This window comes from Citrobacter sp. wls716 (assembly GCF_005280975.1).
Lineage (GTDB): Bacteria > Pseudomonadota > Gammaproteobacteria > Enterobacterales > Enterobacteriaceae > Citrobacter > Citrobacter youngae.
Window position 1 is genome coordinate 98949 of sequence record NZ_SZWX01000021.1, and the last position, 15505, is coordinate 114453.

12 protein-coding genes and 1 pseudogene are annotated in these 15505 nt (G+C 51.6%); 5 read left to right on the forward strand and 8 right to left on the reverse strand.

The features are described from left to right. Positions 1 to 17 precede the first annotated feature (17 nt). Positions 18 to 1070 (reverse strand): LacI family DNA-binding transcriptional regulator, encoded by a 1053-nt coding sequence (locus FDX24_RS03115; RefSeq protein ID WP_371414763.1) that lies wholly within the window; start codon positions 1068 to 1070, stop codon positions 18 to 20. Between the two features lie 272 nt (positions 1071 to 1342). Here FDX24_RS03115 and FDX24_RS03120 point away from each other — a divergent pair, with 272 nt between their 5' ends. Both FDX24_RS03120 and FDX24_RS03125 read left to right on the forward strand, forming a co-directional pair. Further along, positions 1343 to 2539, forward strand: a complete 1197-nt coding sequence (locus FDX24_RS03120) for an L-talarate/galactarate dehydratase (protein ID WP_137363821.1) — start codon at positions 1343 to 1345, stop codon at positions 2537 to 2539. A 73-nt stretch (positions 2540 to 2612) separates the two neighbouring features. Further along, positions 2613 to 3923: an MFS transporter gene (locus tag FDX24_RS03125; protein ID WP_137363822.1), complete on the forward strand. Its 1311-nt coding sequence runs from the start codon at positions 2613 to 2615 to the stop codon at positions 3921 to 3923. 72 nt (positions 3924 to 3995) lie between these two features. On the opposite strand, the gene FDX24_RS03130 is transcribed toward FDX24_RS03125, so the two are convergent. After that, complete coding sequence (locus tag FDX24_RS03130) at positions 3996 to 4613, reverse strand: glutathione S-transferase family protein (protein ID WP_137363823.1); 618 nt, start codon at positions 4611 to 4613, stop codon at positions 3996 to 3998. Positions 4614 to 4733: 120 nt separating this feature from the next. Here FDX24_RS03130 and FDX24_RS03135 point away from each other — a divergent pair, with 120 nt between their 5' ends. After that, complete coding sequence (locus tag FDX24_RS03135) at positions 4734 to 5663, forward strand: LysR family transcriptional regulator (RefSeq protein ID WP_121584662.1); 930 nt, start codon at positions 4734 to 4736, stop codon at positions 5661 to 5663. An 89-nt stretch (positions 5664 to 5752) separates the two neighbouring features. Beyond that, positions 5753 to 6742, forward strand: coding sequence for a zinc-dependent alcohol dehydrogenase family protein (locus FDX24_RS03140; RefSeq protein WP_048211626.1), 990 nt, complete (start codon positions 5753 to 5755; stop codon positions 6740 to 6742). 45 nt (positions 6743 to 6787) lie between these two features. Here FDX24_RS03140 and FDX24_RS03145 read toward each other — a convergent pair whose 3' ends face one another. The 6 genes and pseudogenes from FDX24_RS03145 to FDX24_RS03175 all read right to left on the reverse strand — a co-directional run bounded on the left by FDX24_RS03145 (position 6788) and on the right by FDX24_RS03175 (position 13403). Next, positions 6788 to 7561 (reverse strand): amino acid ABC transporter ATP-binding protein, encoded by a 774-nt coding sequence (locus FDX24_RS03145; protein WP_061067924.1) that lies wholly within the window; start codon positions 7559 to 7561, stop codon positions 6788 to 6790. Further along, positions 7545 to 8471, reverse strand: coding sequence for an amino acid ABC transporter permease (locus FDX24_RS03150; protein WP_061067925.1), 927 nt, complete (start codon positions 8469 to 8471; stop codon positions 7545 to 7547). The genes FDX24_RS03145 and FDX24_RS03150 overlap by 17 nt, the downstream gene beginning before the upstream one ends. Positions 8472 to 8480: 9 nt before the next feature. Further along, complete coding sequence (locus FDX24_RS03155; protein ID WP_048211623.1) at positions 8481 to 8990, reverse strand: GNAT family N-acetyltransferase; 510 nt, start codon at positions 8988 to 8990, stop codon at positions 8481 to 8483. A gap of 10 nt (positions 8991 to 9000) precedes the next feature. Then, positions 9001 to 11259, reverse strand: a pseudogene (locus FDX24_RS23385) (NtaA/DmoA family FMN-dependent monooxygenase). A 24-nt stretch (positions 11260 to 11283) separates the two neighbouring features. Then, the gene (locus FDX24_RS03170) at positions 11284 to 12405 is read right to left on the reverse strand and encodes an amidohydrolase (protein ID WP_061067929.1); all 1122 of its coding nucleotides are present in this window, start codon (positions 12403 to 12405) and stop codon (positions 11284 to 11286) included. Continuing rightward, positions 12405 to 13403 carry an MsnO8 family LLM class oxidoreductase gene (locus FDX24_RS03175; RefSeq protein ID WP_061067930.1) on the reverse strand — a complete coding sequence of 333 codons (999 nt, stop codon included), beginning with the start codon at positions 13401 to 13403 and terminating at the stop codon, positions 12405 to 12407. Before FDX24_RS03175 ends, FDX24_RS03170 begins: the two co-directional genes overlap by 1 nt. 531 nt (positions 13404 to 13934) lie before the next feature. On the opposite strand from FDX24_RS03175, the gene FDX24_RS03180 reads away from it, so the two are divergent. After that, a complete protein-coding gene (locus FDX24_RS03180) occupies positions 13935 to 15476 on the forward strand; it encodes a PAS domain-containing methyl-accepting chemotaxis protein (RefSeq protein WP_137363824.1) in 1542 nt (513 codons plus the stop codon). Positions 15477 to 15505 lie beyond the last annotated feature (29 nt).

Here is a 15505-nt window from a genome sequence, read left to right on the forward strand (position 1 = left end):
TTTGGGATGCAGGTAACTTATGCGGACTCTCGTTCAACCAGGTGAAATCCGACATCAATAATATCGTCTTCACGTGGAATTTGTTCGATACGATCGGCAAGCAGAGAGGCGGCGCGTTGTCCAATGGCCCGTCGGTCGACGCTAACTGTGGTGATGGCAGGCCGGTTACTGGCGGCAAAATCAAGATCGCCAAAACCGATTACAGCTAGCTCCTGCGGCACGCGTAAACCACGGCTTTCGGCTTCCATAATCGCCCCCTGGGCTAAGGTATCTGAGCTACAGACAATGACATCAAACTCGCGATCCGCCAATAGCTGCGTCAATCCAGTGCGTCCCAATGCCAGAGAGGCCGGAAGTGGGACGTCCACCTGTGCGTCAGCCGTAATACCATGACGACTCAGCGCATCGCACAGCCCTTGTTTACGCTGGCCTGCCCGGCGATCGGCGGTCCATAACAACCCCGGACGGCGATAACCTTTTTTCAGCAAATAGTCTGCCACCGCCTGGCCAACTTTTTCATGCGAAAAACCGACCAGCATATCGATGGGCGTTGGGGTTAAATCCCAGATCTCCACAACCGGAATGGCCGCATTAAGAACCACCTTTTTCAGCTCGGCGGTATGATGGATACCGGTGAGCACGACGCCATCCGGGCGGCGAGAAAGCAGCGTCGCCACCAGCTCTGCCTCAGTTTGCGGCGTGTAACCTGATACGCAGAGCAAGATGTGGTATCCGCGTTCAGCCAGTTCATCGCTTAATGACTGAATGGTATCGACAAACATATTGTTGTTAATTTGCGGAACAACCACGGCGATAAGCTTGCTGCGACGCGACGCCAGCCCCCCGGCCATCGCGTTGGGAATGTAGCCGGTGGCGCGTACCGCCTGCATCACTTTTTCCACCGTTTTCGGGCGCACCAACTGCGGAGTATTTAGCGCCCTGCTCACCGTCATGGGGGACAATCCCGCGGTACGGGCCACATCTTCCAGCGTGGGTGCTCGCGGAGGTCTGGCGTTTTTCACTGTCGATGCCCTTGTCAAAAATCGCTGATTTATCCTGGCATTATTCATCATGATTTCGGCTATTGCTAGCATGGCTCTGTGATAACACTGGGAAAACAGCAGCTTAGATAGTCATCCCTGAGCAAAATGATAGCGATATCATAAAGATTTGTGCATTTCCCCATAAAGTATTGGAATGTGATGCTGCATACAAGTTATCGCCCTTTTATCTTCGTATTTGTGAGCAATTGTTCAAATCGCAATCAATTCGCTGGTGAAGTGATTGCGCTAACATTAAAAATGATAGCGCAATCATTTATTAATCACCAGGAGAGAATAAGATATCTTTAAGTGCTAATTCCGATGCCGTAACCTATGCCAAATCGGCCAATGCAAAAACCGCGGCAGAAACCGGCGACCGTATCGAATGGGTTAAGCTATCCCTCGCTTTCCTTCCCCTGGCAACACCGGTAAGCGATGCCAAAGTGCTGACTGGTCGTCAGAAACCACTAACCGAAGTCGCCATAATCATCGCCGAGATCCGCAGTCGCGACGGGTTTGAAGGCGTGGGATTTAGTTACTCCAAGCGTGCTGGCGGTCAGGGGATCTACGCGCATGCCAAAGAAATTGCCGATAACCTGTTAGGTGAAGATCCAAACGATATTGACAAGATCTATACCAAGCTGTTGTGGGCTGGCGCTTCCGTCGGGCGCAGCGGCATGGCGGTTCAGGCCATCTCCCCTATCGATATCGCTTTATGGGATATGAAGGCCAAGCGTGCAGGATTGCCGCTGGCAAAACTGCTTGGCGCGCATCGTGACTCCGTACAATGCTACAACACCTCCGGCGGATTCCTGCATACGCCGCTGGATCAGGTGCTTAAAAACGTGGTTATTTCCCGTGAAAACGGTATTGGCGGCATCAAACTCAAGGTCGGTCAACCAAACTGCGCCGAAGATATTCGCCGCTTAACCGCGGTGCGTGAAGCGCTGGGTGATGATTTCCCGCTGATGGTCGATGCCAATCAGCAGTGGGACCGGGAAACCGCCATCCGTATGGGACGTAAAATGGAGCAGTTCAATCTGATCTGGATTGAAGAGCCGCTGGATGCCTACGATGTTGAAGGTCACGCCCAACTGGCTGCCGCGCTGGATACCCCGATTGCTACCGGTGAGATGTTGACCAGCTTCCGCGAACATGAACAGCTGATCCTCGGCAATGCCAGCGATTTTGTCCAACCCGATGCGCCGCGTGTGGGCGGGATTTCACCGTTCCTTAAAATTATGGATCTGGCGGCAAAACACGGACGAAAACTGGCACCCCACTTCGCCATGGAAGTTCACCTGCATTTGTCCGCCGCTTATCCGCTTGAGCCATGGCTGGAACATTTCGAATGGCTGAATCCGCTATTTAATGAACAACTTGAGCTGCGCGATGGGCGGATGTGGATATCTGACCGTCACGGTCTGGGGTTCAGCATCAGCGAACAAGCGCGCCGCTGGACACAATTAACCTGCGAGTTTGGTAAACATCCTTAATTTATTTGGCGGGTAAGTAATACCCGCCCTCTTCCCTACAGAAACGCTCTCAACCTTATGAAAGGAGTGGGTGATGAACACAATAATAAAGCGCACAAAAGTGCGTTACGGCATTTTGATATTTCTGTTTCTTGCTACCGTATTTAATTACGCCGATCGCGCGACGTTATCCGTGGTGGCTCCAATAATGAGCAAAGAATTAGGTTTTGATCCTGAAGCAATGGGGCTGGCCTTTTCTGCTTTCGGTATTTCTTATGTCATTATGCAACTGCCCGGCGGCTGGCTACTGGATCGCTATGGTTCTCGTCTGGTATACGGCTGCGCCCTGATTGGCTGGTCGCTGGTGACCATGTTCCAGGGCACCATTTATCTGTACGCCAGCCCGCTTGTCGTATTGATTATCTTACGATTACTGATGGGTGCCATTGAAGCTCCGGCCTTTCCGGCCAACAGCCGATTAAGCGTGCAGTGGTTTCCGAATAACGAACGAGGCTTTGTCACCTCAGTTTATCAGGCCGCGCAATATATCTCGCTAGGGATTATTACGCCGCTCATGACGATTATTTTGCATAATCTGAGCTGGCACTTTGTTTTTTATTATATCGGGGCTATTGGCGTTATTCTTGGCATCTTCTGGCTGGTCAAAGTCAGGGATCCCATGCATCATCCGAAGGTAAACCAACAGGAAATTGACTATATCCGGGAAGGCGGTGGCGAACCGTCGCTGGGCAATAAAAAAGAGCCGCAGAAAATTATCTTTACGCAAATTAAGAGCGTCTGCGTCAATCGCATGATGATTGGCGTTTATATCGGACAGTTCTGCGTGACGTCAATTACCTGGTTCTTCCTGACCTGGTTTCCTACCTATCTGTATCAGGCGAAAGGAATGTCGATCCTCAAAGTGGGATTTGTCGCCAGTATCCCTGCCATTGCCGGTTTTATCGGTGGATTATTAGGCGGCGTGTTCTCCGACTGGCTACTAAAACGCGGCTACAGCTTGACGATTGCCCGTAAGCTGCCGGTGATCTGTGGAATGCTACTTTCCTGCGTCATCGTTATCGCGAATTACACCTCATCAGAGTTTGTGGTTATCGCCGCGATGAGCCTGGCGTTTTTCGCCAAAGGCTTTGGCAATCTGGGATGGTGCGTTCTCAGCGATACCTCGCCAAAAGAAGTGCTTGGCATTGCAGGCGGCGTATTCAATATGTGCGGCAATATGGCAAGTATCATTACGCCACTGGTGATCGGCGTCATTCTGGCGAATACCCAGTCTTTTGATTACGCCATTCTGTACGTCGGTTCGATGGGGCTGATTGGCCTGATTTCTTATCTGTTTATCGTGGGTCCGTTGGATCGTATTACGCTGACGCCTTCTGCTGCGTAATTTAAACTTATGGCGATGATAGTTCGCCCGCTGTTCCGGGAATTGCACTCCTGCGGAACAGCGTTTTTTTATTCAAATAATCTTATTGCTTTTCAGGACAGTACGCAGCCGCGGGATTTGACAAACCGCGTCCGCGATGGCGCTAATATTAGGCGTATTATCCTGGAACCAGTCATGTCCAGGCCCCCAGGTGCGCATAACGGCAATATAAACGTCCAGCAACGTGAGCTGATCGCCAAACGCGTACGGTTCGGCGCTTAGCTGGTCGTTCAGCCACATATAAAGCGATTTACGGTACTCAATACAGTTCTTTTTCAACTGCGCCGGAGCATCTGGCGTCCAGCGTTCGGGATAATCAGCATAAGTAAACGTGGGATAGACATTTGCCACCAGCCATATCAGCAGGCGCTGAAATTGTTGACGTTCCACATGTCCGACAGGCGGGGCCAGATCGGGCCTGCGATCAAGAATCATCAGCGCAATAGCCGCCGTTTCCGTCATCACACTGCCATTTTCCAGCCTGAGCGTTGGAATCTGACACAGTGGATTCATTTTTTTTAGCAACTCCCGCGAAGCCCCGTCACTGTCAAAGCCGTCCACATTAATAAACGTGTAAGGGATCTCCGCCAGTGTGAGCATCACTTCACTGATGGCCGATCCCCAGCCCGGTACCCCATAGACTTTCATCATGCTGCAACCCTCAATGTTAAAACCCTAAGTGTAGAGCAGCATTCGCGTGTCTATGCAGTCATCATTATTACTCTCATAATAACAATATCCGTGCCAGAGCGAACACCAGGAGAGTAAGAGATGCGTTCCAGTATGTTTGAATACATGAGCATTTTTGTGCAGGTCGTGGAGCAAGGGGGATTCGCCAAAGCTGCCGATGTGCTGCACCTGCACCGCCCCGCGGTGACCAAAGCAATTCAGCATCTTGAGGACGATCTGGGGACGAAACTCCTGAACCGAACGACGCGGAAGGTTACCCTGACCGAAGAAGGTGACGCATTTTACCAACGAACCAAAGTACTGCTTGGTGACGTGGATGACATCATGGCCTCTTTCTCACCGACACGGCCTCCACGTGGAAAGCTCAGGATCAATGCTCCACTGTCGTTGGCTCACTCGATTATAGTCCCTGCGCTAAGCAACTTTCAGTCACGCTATCCGGACATTGAGATTGTACTCACCTCCACTGACCGCAAAATTGATCTGCTTGCGGAGGGGATCGACTGCATGATCCGCATTGGCGAGTTGCAGGACTCCTCGCTGATATCCCGACGACTTGGCGAGGTAAAAATGGTGACCTGTGCGTCCGCAGATTATCTGGCTATACGGGGCATCCCACAGACACCGGATGATTTGGCTCAGCATCAGGCACTCAACTTCTTTAGCGAACGTCATCGTGACGCGCTGGAGTGGTCCTTCATCAACGAAGGGAAAACGGTATCTATCATACCAGCAAGCCGAATGAGCGTAGACAACTCCGACATTCTGCTAACAGGTTGTTTATCAGGATTGGGGATCATACACGGGGTTCACGCCGTACTGGCACCCTACCTCGAGTCGGGCCAGCTCGTTGAGGTGCTGGGTGACTATGCGGGGGAAGCTAAACCCGTTTCCGTGCTCTACCCGGACAGACGTCATCTTGCCCCGCGCGTGCGGGTGTTTATTGACTGGCTGTGTGCGCTTTTTAACGAGCAAAAACCGCGCCTGCAGGGATTATTACAATCTGAGTAATAGTGAAGTTCCATAACGGCGGTTTTTCGCCCCCACCGGAACCGATACATTGTGCGGACTCAAGTCAGAACAATTTACCGAGGTCCGCTATGTCTAAAGTCGTGGTTTTCAATCAAACAGGTGGCGCTGATGTGCTGAATATTCAGGATATTCAGACCCCGGCTCCGCTTGCAAACGATGTTCAGATCCGCGTTCGCGCAATAGGTATTAACCGGGCGGAAATTATGTACCGTACCGGACAATATATTTACCAACCCAATTTTCCTGCTCGCCTGGGCTATGAAGCCTCCGGCATTGTTGAAGCCGTCGGTGACAATGTGCACGAGTTCGCACCAGGCGATAGCGTGAGCGTCATTCCGGCATTCAGCTTTCATGAGTACGGTATGTATGGCGAAATCGTCAATGCGCCTGTTCATGCGGTCGTCAAACATCCTGAAAACCTGAGCTTTGCCGAGGCCGCCGCCAGTTGGATGATGTATGTGACGGCTTTTGGCGCGCTGGTCGAATATGCCAATATCGGGCCTGGCGATAACGTGCTGATCAATGCTGCGTCCAGCAGTGTCGGGCTGGCAGCGATACAGATTGCCAATATGCTCGGGGCAAAACCGATTGCGATGACGCGCACCAGTGAGAAGCGCGCCCAGCTTCTACAACTTGGCGCGGCAGAGGTTATCGCCAGTCAGGAGCAGGATCTGGTCGTGGAAATTAATCGTATAACCGATGGCAAAGGTACCCGCGTGGTCTTCGACCCGGTCGGCGGCCCCGGTGTGGCGAAAATAGCCCAGGTAATGCCCGCCGGAGGGTTATTTTTCCAGTACGGTTCGCTGGACGGTCGCGATCTGTCGATCCCGGTGATTGAGATCCTTGGCCGTCATCTGACCTTTCGCGGCTATGAGCTTTTCGAAATCACCACTGATGCTGAAAAACTGGCACGAGCTAAACGTTTCATCTTTGAAGGATTGCAATCGGGGCAACTCAAGCCACTGATTGATAAAACCTTTGCGTTTGATGACATCGCTAAGGCCCACCAGTATATGGAGGCCAACGGTCAGGTAGGCAAAATCGTCGTTACCCTGTAATCGCTGTGCGGCACAGCCTTGTGCCGCAACATTTTTTCCGCGTATTTACAGAACTTTCGACAAAAACTGCTGCGTGCGCGTGTGGCGCGGATAATTTAGCACCTGTTCGCTGCTACCCTGCTCGACGATTTTGCCGTCAACCATAAATACCACCTGATCGGCCACCTCCCGGGCAAAACCGATTTCATGCGTCACCACCACCAGCGTGGTTCCCGACTGTGCCAGTGACTTAATCACATCCAGCACTTCGCCCACCAGTTCAGGATCGAGTGCGGACGTCGGCTCATCAAACAGCATCACGCGCGGATTTAACGCCAGCGCGCGGGCAATGGCGATTCGCTGCTGCTGTCCGCCAGACAAGTGACGCGACCAGGCATCGGCTTTATTTCGCAGCCCAACCGCATCAAGCAGAGTTAATGCCCGTTCGGTAGCGGCTTTACGCGATGCCAGCCCGTGGGCTATTGGCGCTTCAATCAGGTTCTCCAGCACCGTTAAATGCGGGAACAGGTTAAAGTTCTGAAATACGTAGCCCACATTAATGCGCTGGCGCAGGATTTCTGCCTCTTTTAGTTCATACAACCGGTCTCCCTGAAGGCGATAGCCAATATAATCACCGTCAATCTGAATAAACCCCTCATCGACACGCTCCAGATGATTAATCGCCCGCAATAGCGTTGATTTACCTGAACCGGAAGGCCCGAGAATGACCGTGACCGTACCGGGTGGGATCTCCAGCGATACGTTATCCAGCGCCTTATGGCGACCAAAATATTTGCTGACGCCGGTAATGGAAATATGACCTTCAGGCGAGTGGGACATGGATAGCCTCCTGCTGTGGAACCAGGCGACGACGTTTAGCCGAGCGACTCACCCTGGCGGTGTTAATAGCGGATCGTCTTTCACTGCGTGCCAGCGCGCGTTCAACCAGATGCTGAATTAATGACAAAACGCTGGTGATCACCAGATACCACACGGCTCCAACCATCAGCAGCGGAATCACTTCCTGGGTGCGGTTGTAGATCATCTGGATGGTGTAGAACAGTTCCGGCATCGCCAGCACATAAACCATCGCCGTACCTTTCGCCAGGCTGATAATTTCATTGAACCCGGCGGGCAAAATGGTGCGTAACGCCTGTGGCAGGATTATGCGCAGCGTGCGGCGCCAGGCAGGTAATCCCAGCGCGGCTGCGGCTTCGTACTGACCATGATCAACCCCAAGAAACCCGCCGCGAATAATTTCTGCGGTATAAGCACTTTGCACCAGCGTCAGGCCAACAACTGCAGTGGAAAACTGTCCAAGGACATTAATAGTCTCAAAGCTGCCCCACTGGATAGCAGTGAAGGGTATGCCGATCGCCAGCGTGTCGTACAAATAGGAGAAGTTGTACAAAATGATCAACACCACAATCAACGGGAGTGAACGAAACAACCAGATGTATCCCCACGCCAGGCTGTTTAGCAGCCAGGATGATGAGAGTCTGGCCAGCGCCAGCAACCCACCAAATACCACGCTCAGTAATGTCCCAATGAGCGTCAACAACAGCGTTTGCCCAAGTCCAGACAAGATAACCGGGTCGAAGAACCAGCGGGCAAACACACCCCATTCCCAGCGCGGATTAAACGCGACAGACTGAATAATCGCCGCCAGCACAAACAGGGCAATAATCGCCCCTACGGTGCGCATCGGATAACGTGCCGGGACGACTTTGATGGTTGCAGTCGTTTTCATCTTCTCTCCTCAGGCAATTTTGGCCTGACCTGCGATAGTCAACAGTTTGGTGAAGCGCAGCCTCCCATCAAAGGGCGGCTGGCTGTACTCTTCTGGGTTACGTGTGGTATCGAACTGTGGATCGTATCCCTGACTCAAATAAAGTCGGACGGCCTCTGGCTGGCGAAAGCCCGTGGTCAGATAGATACGGCTATAGCCCGCCAGTAATGCCCGGCGCTCCAGTTCCTGCACCACGTACGCTGCCAGCCCCTGCTTACGCAGGTTGCTTTTAGTCCAGATACGCTTAATTTCAGCGGTGTCTTTGTCATAGGGTTTATAAGCCCCGGTGGCGATAATTTCGCCGTTGCGCTCCAGCACCACAAAGATCCCCTGTGGAGCCAGATACCATTCGGTTAGCTCCACTTCAGCATCACGAGAAAAATAATCACCATAGCGGGCGGCGTACTCACCAAACAGTCCGCTGAGGATCGGCTGTAGCTCAATGGCTTCGGGCGAGACAACGCGGAATTGATCGCTCACATTGACCTCCTTAGTCGCCTAAACCGGCCGGGTTAACTTCAGATTGTGGGATACGTTCTACCCCTTCCCCCCAGCGGTTCAGCACCTTGTCATAGTCGCCATTGCCGATCACACCGTTGAGAGCTGTTTGCACCGGCAGCACCAGACCGCTATCTTTTTTCAGCGTGACGGCAATATGTGCGGCTTTTGGCCAACCGCCATCAACGCTGCCCACCAGTTGCGTTTTGCCGTTGAGGGCAGCTTTCCAGGCCCCAATGACATTCGGACCAAAGTAAGCATCTGCACGACCTGACTGTAGAGCTAACGTCTGAGCAGCATCATCTTTGGTATACACCGGCGTAAACGGTTTTAATCCTTTCTTCAGATTCTCTTCGTTCCACGCCAACAGAATGGCTTCCTGGTTCGTCCCTGAGCCGACGATGATACGCAGACCGGCAATATCTTCCGCCTGCTCTATTTTCTTTAGCTTGCTGCCGGTTTTGACGTAAAAGCCAAGGGAATCTTTCCGATACGTCGCAAAATCGAATTTTTCTTTGCGTGCTTTGGTGACGGTAATATTGCTGATCGCGGCATCATATTTGCCGGAAGCTACGCCCAGCGGCCAGTCTTCCCATGACGTGGGTACGACATTCAGCTCCAGCCCCAGGCTATCGGCAACCAGGCGAGCGATATCTGCCTCACTGCCGATGAGCGTTTTATTATCATCGGCAAATACAGTCAGCGGCGGCTGGCTCAGTCCGGCGATAGCGACCGTGAATTTACCTGGTACAGCCAGATGCAGGTTGGCGGGTAACTGCGCGATCGCCTGTGGATTTTTGGCCGTGTTAATCGGTGTTTTATTAGCTTCCAGACTTACGCCAGTACCGTTGATGGTGACGTCATTTGCCCAGACTGTCGCGCTGAAAGTCAGTGACAGCGCAAGAAGTAGTGATTTTTTCTGCATAGCGTTTTTCTCTTATTGTGTGAATTGATTTGCAGGTGTTGCCAGCCCCAGACTTGCGCGCAGCGTCGTGCCGGGGTAGTCGTGGCGAAATAAACCGCGCGCCTGAAGCACGGGAATAACCTGTTCGACAAACCGTGGGAAGGTATCTGGCGTTCCCCCCTGAATGATGAAACCGTCGGCGGCTTTCTCCTCGAACCACTGCTGCAGACCATCAGCAACCTGTGCCGGCGTTCCGCTAAAACGTGGACGTGGACTGGCAGCTTCCAGCGCCACCTGACGCAGGGTTAATCCCCGTTCCCGCGCATTGCGCTTGATCTCGTCAGTGGTACTGCGAAAACTGTTTTCCCCGAGGGGGCCAAGATCCGGGAACGGTGCGTCCAGCGGGTACTGGCTAAAATCGTGATGTTCAAAATAGCGTCCCAGGTAATTCAGCGCGTCGGTAATCGACACCAGTGCAGCGGTCGCCTGGTACTGTTGCTCTACGTCAGCGTCACTGTCGCCAACAATAATGCTGACGCCCTGGAAAATATGCAGCTCATCGACATGACGTCCGACAGCTTCAAGCCGACTTTTGACATCCTGATAAAATGCTTTGGCTTCAGACAGCGATTCCTGATGGGTGAAAATAGCGTCCGCATGCTGCGCCGCTAATTTTTTCCCATCGTGTGATGCGCCGGCCTGAAAAATAATCGGACGGCCTTGCGGCGTACGCCCAATATTTAATGGCCCGGCGACCTGGAAATAATCTCCATGATGGTTTAGCGTGTGCAGTTTATGAGGATTAAAAAATTCCCCGCTTGTTTTATCACGGGTAAAAGCATCGTCTTCCCAGGAATCCCACAGTCCTTTCACTACCTGTAAATATTCATCGGCAATACGATAACGCTGGGCATGCTCAGGATGCTGAGCGCGAGAATAGTTTTTAGCCGAACCTTCCAGCGGGGATGTCACCACATTCCATCCGGCCCTGCCCTGACTAAGATGGTCCAGACTGGCAAACTGTCGCGCAGTAGTAAACGGCTCGCTATAAGAGGTTGAAACCGTGCCCACCAGACCAAGATGACGGGTGATGCTTGCCAGCGCAGATAATACCGTCAGCGGCTCAAAGCGATTTAAGAAATGTGGAATAGATTTTTCATTAATATACAGACCGTCAGCGACAAAAATAAAATCCAGCTTCCCTTTCTCCGCAATAAGCGCCGTCTCTTTGACAAAATCAAAATTAATACTGGCATCGGCCTGAGCAGCCGGATGGCGCCATGCTGACATATTCCCAGAGGCGCCATGCAAAATAGTGCCCAGACGTAATTGCCGATTTTCAGCCATAGTAACCCCTACCCAACAGGTAAATTAAAGGTGTGCGAATGCCGTTTTTGCTAAATGTGCAAAGTAGTGTGCGGCAGGTTCAATTAACCGTTCATCCGGATTAAATCCCGGATGATGTAATCCGTATTCACTGGCGCTACCGATGCTAACAAACGCACCAGGTGTATTTTGCAAATAAACGGCAAAATCCTCCCCGCCCATATGCAGGTCGGCATGATGCGTTGTGTAACCGGATTGTCTGGCTACTTTGGTCGCAATATCGGCCCAGTGCGCGTCATTGACCAGGGCCGTGGGCCCCGCGTGCCAGATAACATCGATCTGTGCGCCAAAGGCGTGGGCAAACCCAGCGACAATATCACTGACCCGCGATTTAACCTGTTGTTGCACCTCTGCGCGATGTGTCCGAAGCGTCCCTTCCAGCTCAACGGATTCCGGTAGTACGTTCCATGTATTTCCCCCCTGAATTCGGGTGACGCTAAGCACCACCGAATCCAGCGTATTGACCTCACGGCTGGCGACACTTTGTAATACCGTCACCAGTTGACTGGCGAGGAGGATGGCATCTTTTCCCTCGTGTGGGCGTGCCGCATGCGCACCTTTTCCGGTAATACGCAGCACAAAGCGATCGACATTGGCATAGAACGCACCGCCGCGTGTGGCAAATTCGCCCACCGGCAAACCGGGCTCATTGTGCATACCGAAAATAGCCGCTACGTTTTGCAGCGCTCCGGCGCGGATCAGCGTTTTAGCTCCACCAAAATTTTCTTCTGCCGGCTGAAACAAAATACGCACGCGTCCGGGTAGTGTGTTTTCCTCCTGCTTAAGCAGCAGTGCTGCACCAAGCATGACGCTGGTATGGACGTCATGCCCGCAGGCATGCATCACCCCCGGCGTGACAGAGCGAAACGGCACATCGGTGTTTTCTTCTATCGGTAACGCATCGATATCCGCCCGCAGAGCGATGACATCTTCTCCCTGACCGATTTCGGCAACCACTCCGGTTTTCAAATTGAATGGCAATAAAGTGACATCTGCAGCATGCAACCAGTCACGAATACGCGCGGTTGTCGCCACTTCCTGGAGGGATAGCTCCGGGTGCTGATGTAGCTCGCGACGCCAGTCAATAAGCTGTGAGGCTAATGACATCAGACAACCTCCATCGTGCTATGGGCTTGCGCCAGCAGGCGTAACGATGTCAGGCGCGCCTGACCTTCGGCCACCGGCGTATCGATAATGAATTCATCAATACCGTATTGCACCTGCAATGAGCGCAGTGTTGCCACCACCTCCTGGGCACTCCCGTGCAGTAACGCCTGCTCACGCCGGGCGATTGTTCGCGGTGCGCTGCCCGCCTGCGCGGCGAAAGCCAGCGCCTGCTCTTCGCTGGCGACGGTGACACGTTGCCCATCCTCCAACTCGACGCCCCAGATTTGTACATCTTCCGCCAGTTGCGCAGCCATATCACTGCTGTCAGCCACAATAACCTGTACGGCGACAATCGTTGGACGTGAACTGTTGGCCTGCCAGAAGCTCAGCACCTCATGCAGTAACGCTTTATCGCCGTTCAGGTGCGCCGCGAAAATAAAGTTCCAGTCAGACTCTGCCGCCAGGCGTGCACTTTCTACGCTCGCGCCCAGCACAAATCTTTGCGGCGGCGCAGGCGGGAGCGGTGTCGGGAATACTGTCTGCCCGCTTTCTGTCCCGGTCAGCGCCAGCCAGGCGTTCAGTTGAGCAAGCTGGTCGGCAAAACTGCCTTTTTCTTCCTGATGAAGACCCAACTGCAGTGCCTGTGTTGACAGCGGTAAGCCGCCTGGCGCTTTTCCAATCCCAAGATCGACACGTCCCGGCGCCAGTGAGGCCAGAAGATTAAAGTTTTCCGCAACTTTGTAGGGGCTATAGTGTTGCAGCATGACGCCGCCGGAACCCACGCGAATGCGCTGGGTTTGTCCCAGTATCCAGGCGATCACCAGCTCCGGCGATGGACTGGCAAGCTGTGGCGTATTATGGTGTTCCGCGATCCAGAAACGATGGTACCCCCACTCTTCTGCGCGTTGTGCCAGGCGCAGCGTACGGGTCAGTGCGGTTGCGGCAGTTTCACCTTCTCCGATGGGGCTTTTATCCAGAATACTCAGGCGGTATGACATGTTGCAGGCCTATATTTGTTAACATGTCAGTATTATTAAATTATAAAATAACCATATAGAAACATTTAATTTACATTTGCTCAGCTAAAAAACAGATAACCAACCCCGCAGCGATCAGGGATAACGTTCATACCAACAGGAACCAAACTTCCGGTTTTGGACGCGGCACTCTGCAGAAAAAATGGCTTGTATTTGCATACTACAAAATATAATAGGTTTTTTATTGATACTGGAAAGACGACAACATCCTTTTCCGTTTGATTTATTTTTACGCATGCGTTCAGTAATGAATTTAATTTAAGTCAGACTAAACACCTGTCTGTGTTATGCGCTTGTATTGATTGTTTCATTTTTATGAAAGAGACATAGGTTCCACGCATTAATTTTTTTATTTTAAATACTTTCACAGAACTGATGATTAGTAGAGAATGCAGCGTTTCTTATTAAAATGGTTTAAAACAGCTTTTTAATATCCCCAGGCATTATTACGGGGATCTTTGTATGAATTATACATACCATCATGGGGCCTTTATGAAAAGTAACATGCCCGTTACACAAATTGAGCACACACTTAACGGTAAAACGACGCTGCTATCGACGACAGATAAAGAGAGTCATATTACCTATGCAAACTCCGCGTTTATCGATGCCAGTGGTTTTAACGAAAGTCAATTAATGGGTGAACCACATAATATTATTCGCCATCCGGATATGCCGCCAGCCGCGTTTGCTGACATGTGGTACACGTTGCAGCAAGGTGACAGCTGGACGGGAATGGTGAAAAACCGGCGTAAAAACGGTGACCACTACTGGGTACGTGCCAACGTCACGCCCGTTTGGCACAATGAAAAGTTAACGGGTTACATCTCAGTGCGTACTGTTCCTTCGCGAGACGAAATATCTCAGAGTGAGCAGTTGTATGAAAAAATAAATAATCAACAACTTAGCGGGTTCCGTCTTTTTAAGGGTATTATCATTCGCCGTGGCATATTGGCATGGACTTCAATGTTTAAATGGTTGAGCATTAGTCAACGCGTCAATTATGCTTTGGGAGTCGTTGCCCTGCTCTCTTTGTTATTAATCTTCGCTCCCGTAAATCATTTTATTCAATCCGGCGGTTTACTGGCGTTATTTCTGTTATTTGCCATTTACCTTAAGTGCCAAATTTGTCAGCCAGTTAATACACTATTGACTCAAATGAAGAAAGTCGTATCCGGACGAAAACCCGATAACTGCCATTTAAATCGCGTAGATGAAATCGGCATGTTAATGCGACTAGTTAATCAATCCGGACTTAATCTAAATTCACTGGTTGATGACGTTAGTACGCAAATATCCGGAATTCAGGCCATCAGCCAACGCGTTTCTAAAGAAGGTATCGCGCTGCATACGCGTTCTGAAGAAACATCCGCAGACCTTCAGCAAACCGCTGCCGCCATTGAAGAAATTGGTAGTGCAGTGCAGCAAACTGCAGAAACGGCGGCACATACCATGACGATGGCCGACCAAACCAGCACCAATGCCGCTGAAGGCGGCGATATTATGAAACAAACTATCGCCATGATGCAGGCGATCTCTCGTGATAATGGTCAGATTGTCGATATCATTGGCGTAATTGATAGCATTGCCTTCCAGACTAATATTCTGGCGCTCAACGCGGCCGTTGAGGCGGCGCGTGCCGGAGAATCCGGGCGCGGTTTTGCCGTCGTGGCCGCGGAGGTGCGCAATCTTGCGCAACACTCTGCATCAGCGGCAAAAGAGATTAAACAGCTTATCGAGAAGAACGTCGCTAACGTCAATACCGGCGTAAAAATGGTTGAACAAACAGAAACGCATCTCACCGGAATGATCAGCGATGTGTTACAGATGTCGATGATGATTAAAGACATTAGTCTGGCAACGCGGGAGCAAACCCAGGCGTTGGATCTGATTAATGATTCCATTTCGCGTGTTGGTACCATGACGCACAATAATGCCGAGATGGTGGAGCGTGTCACTGACGCAACTGCCGATTTAACGCAGCGCTCATCGCGATTGCAGCAGGCCGTGCAGGTCTTTGGCGTGTCGGTATAAGGCAAACAGCGCTCATTCTGCTGACGATC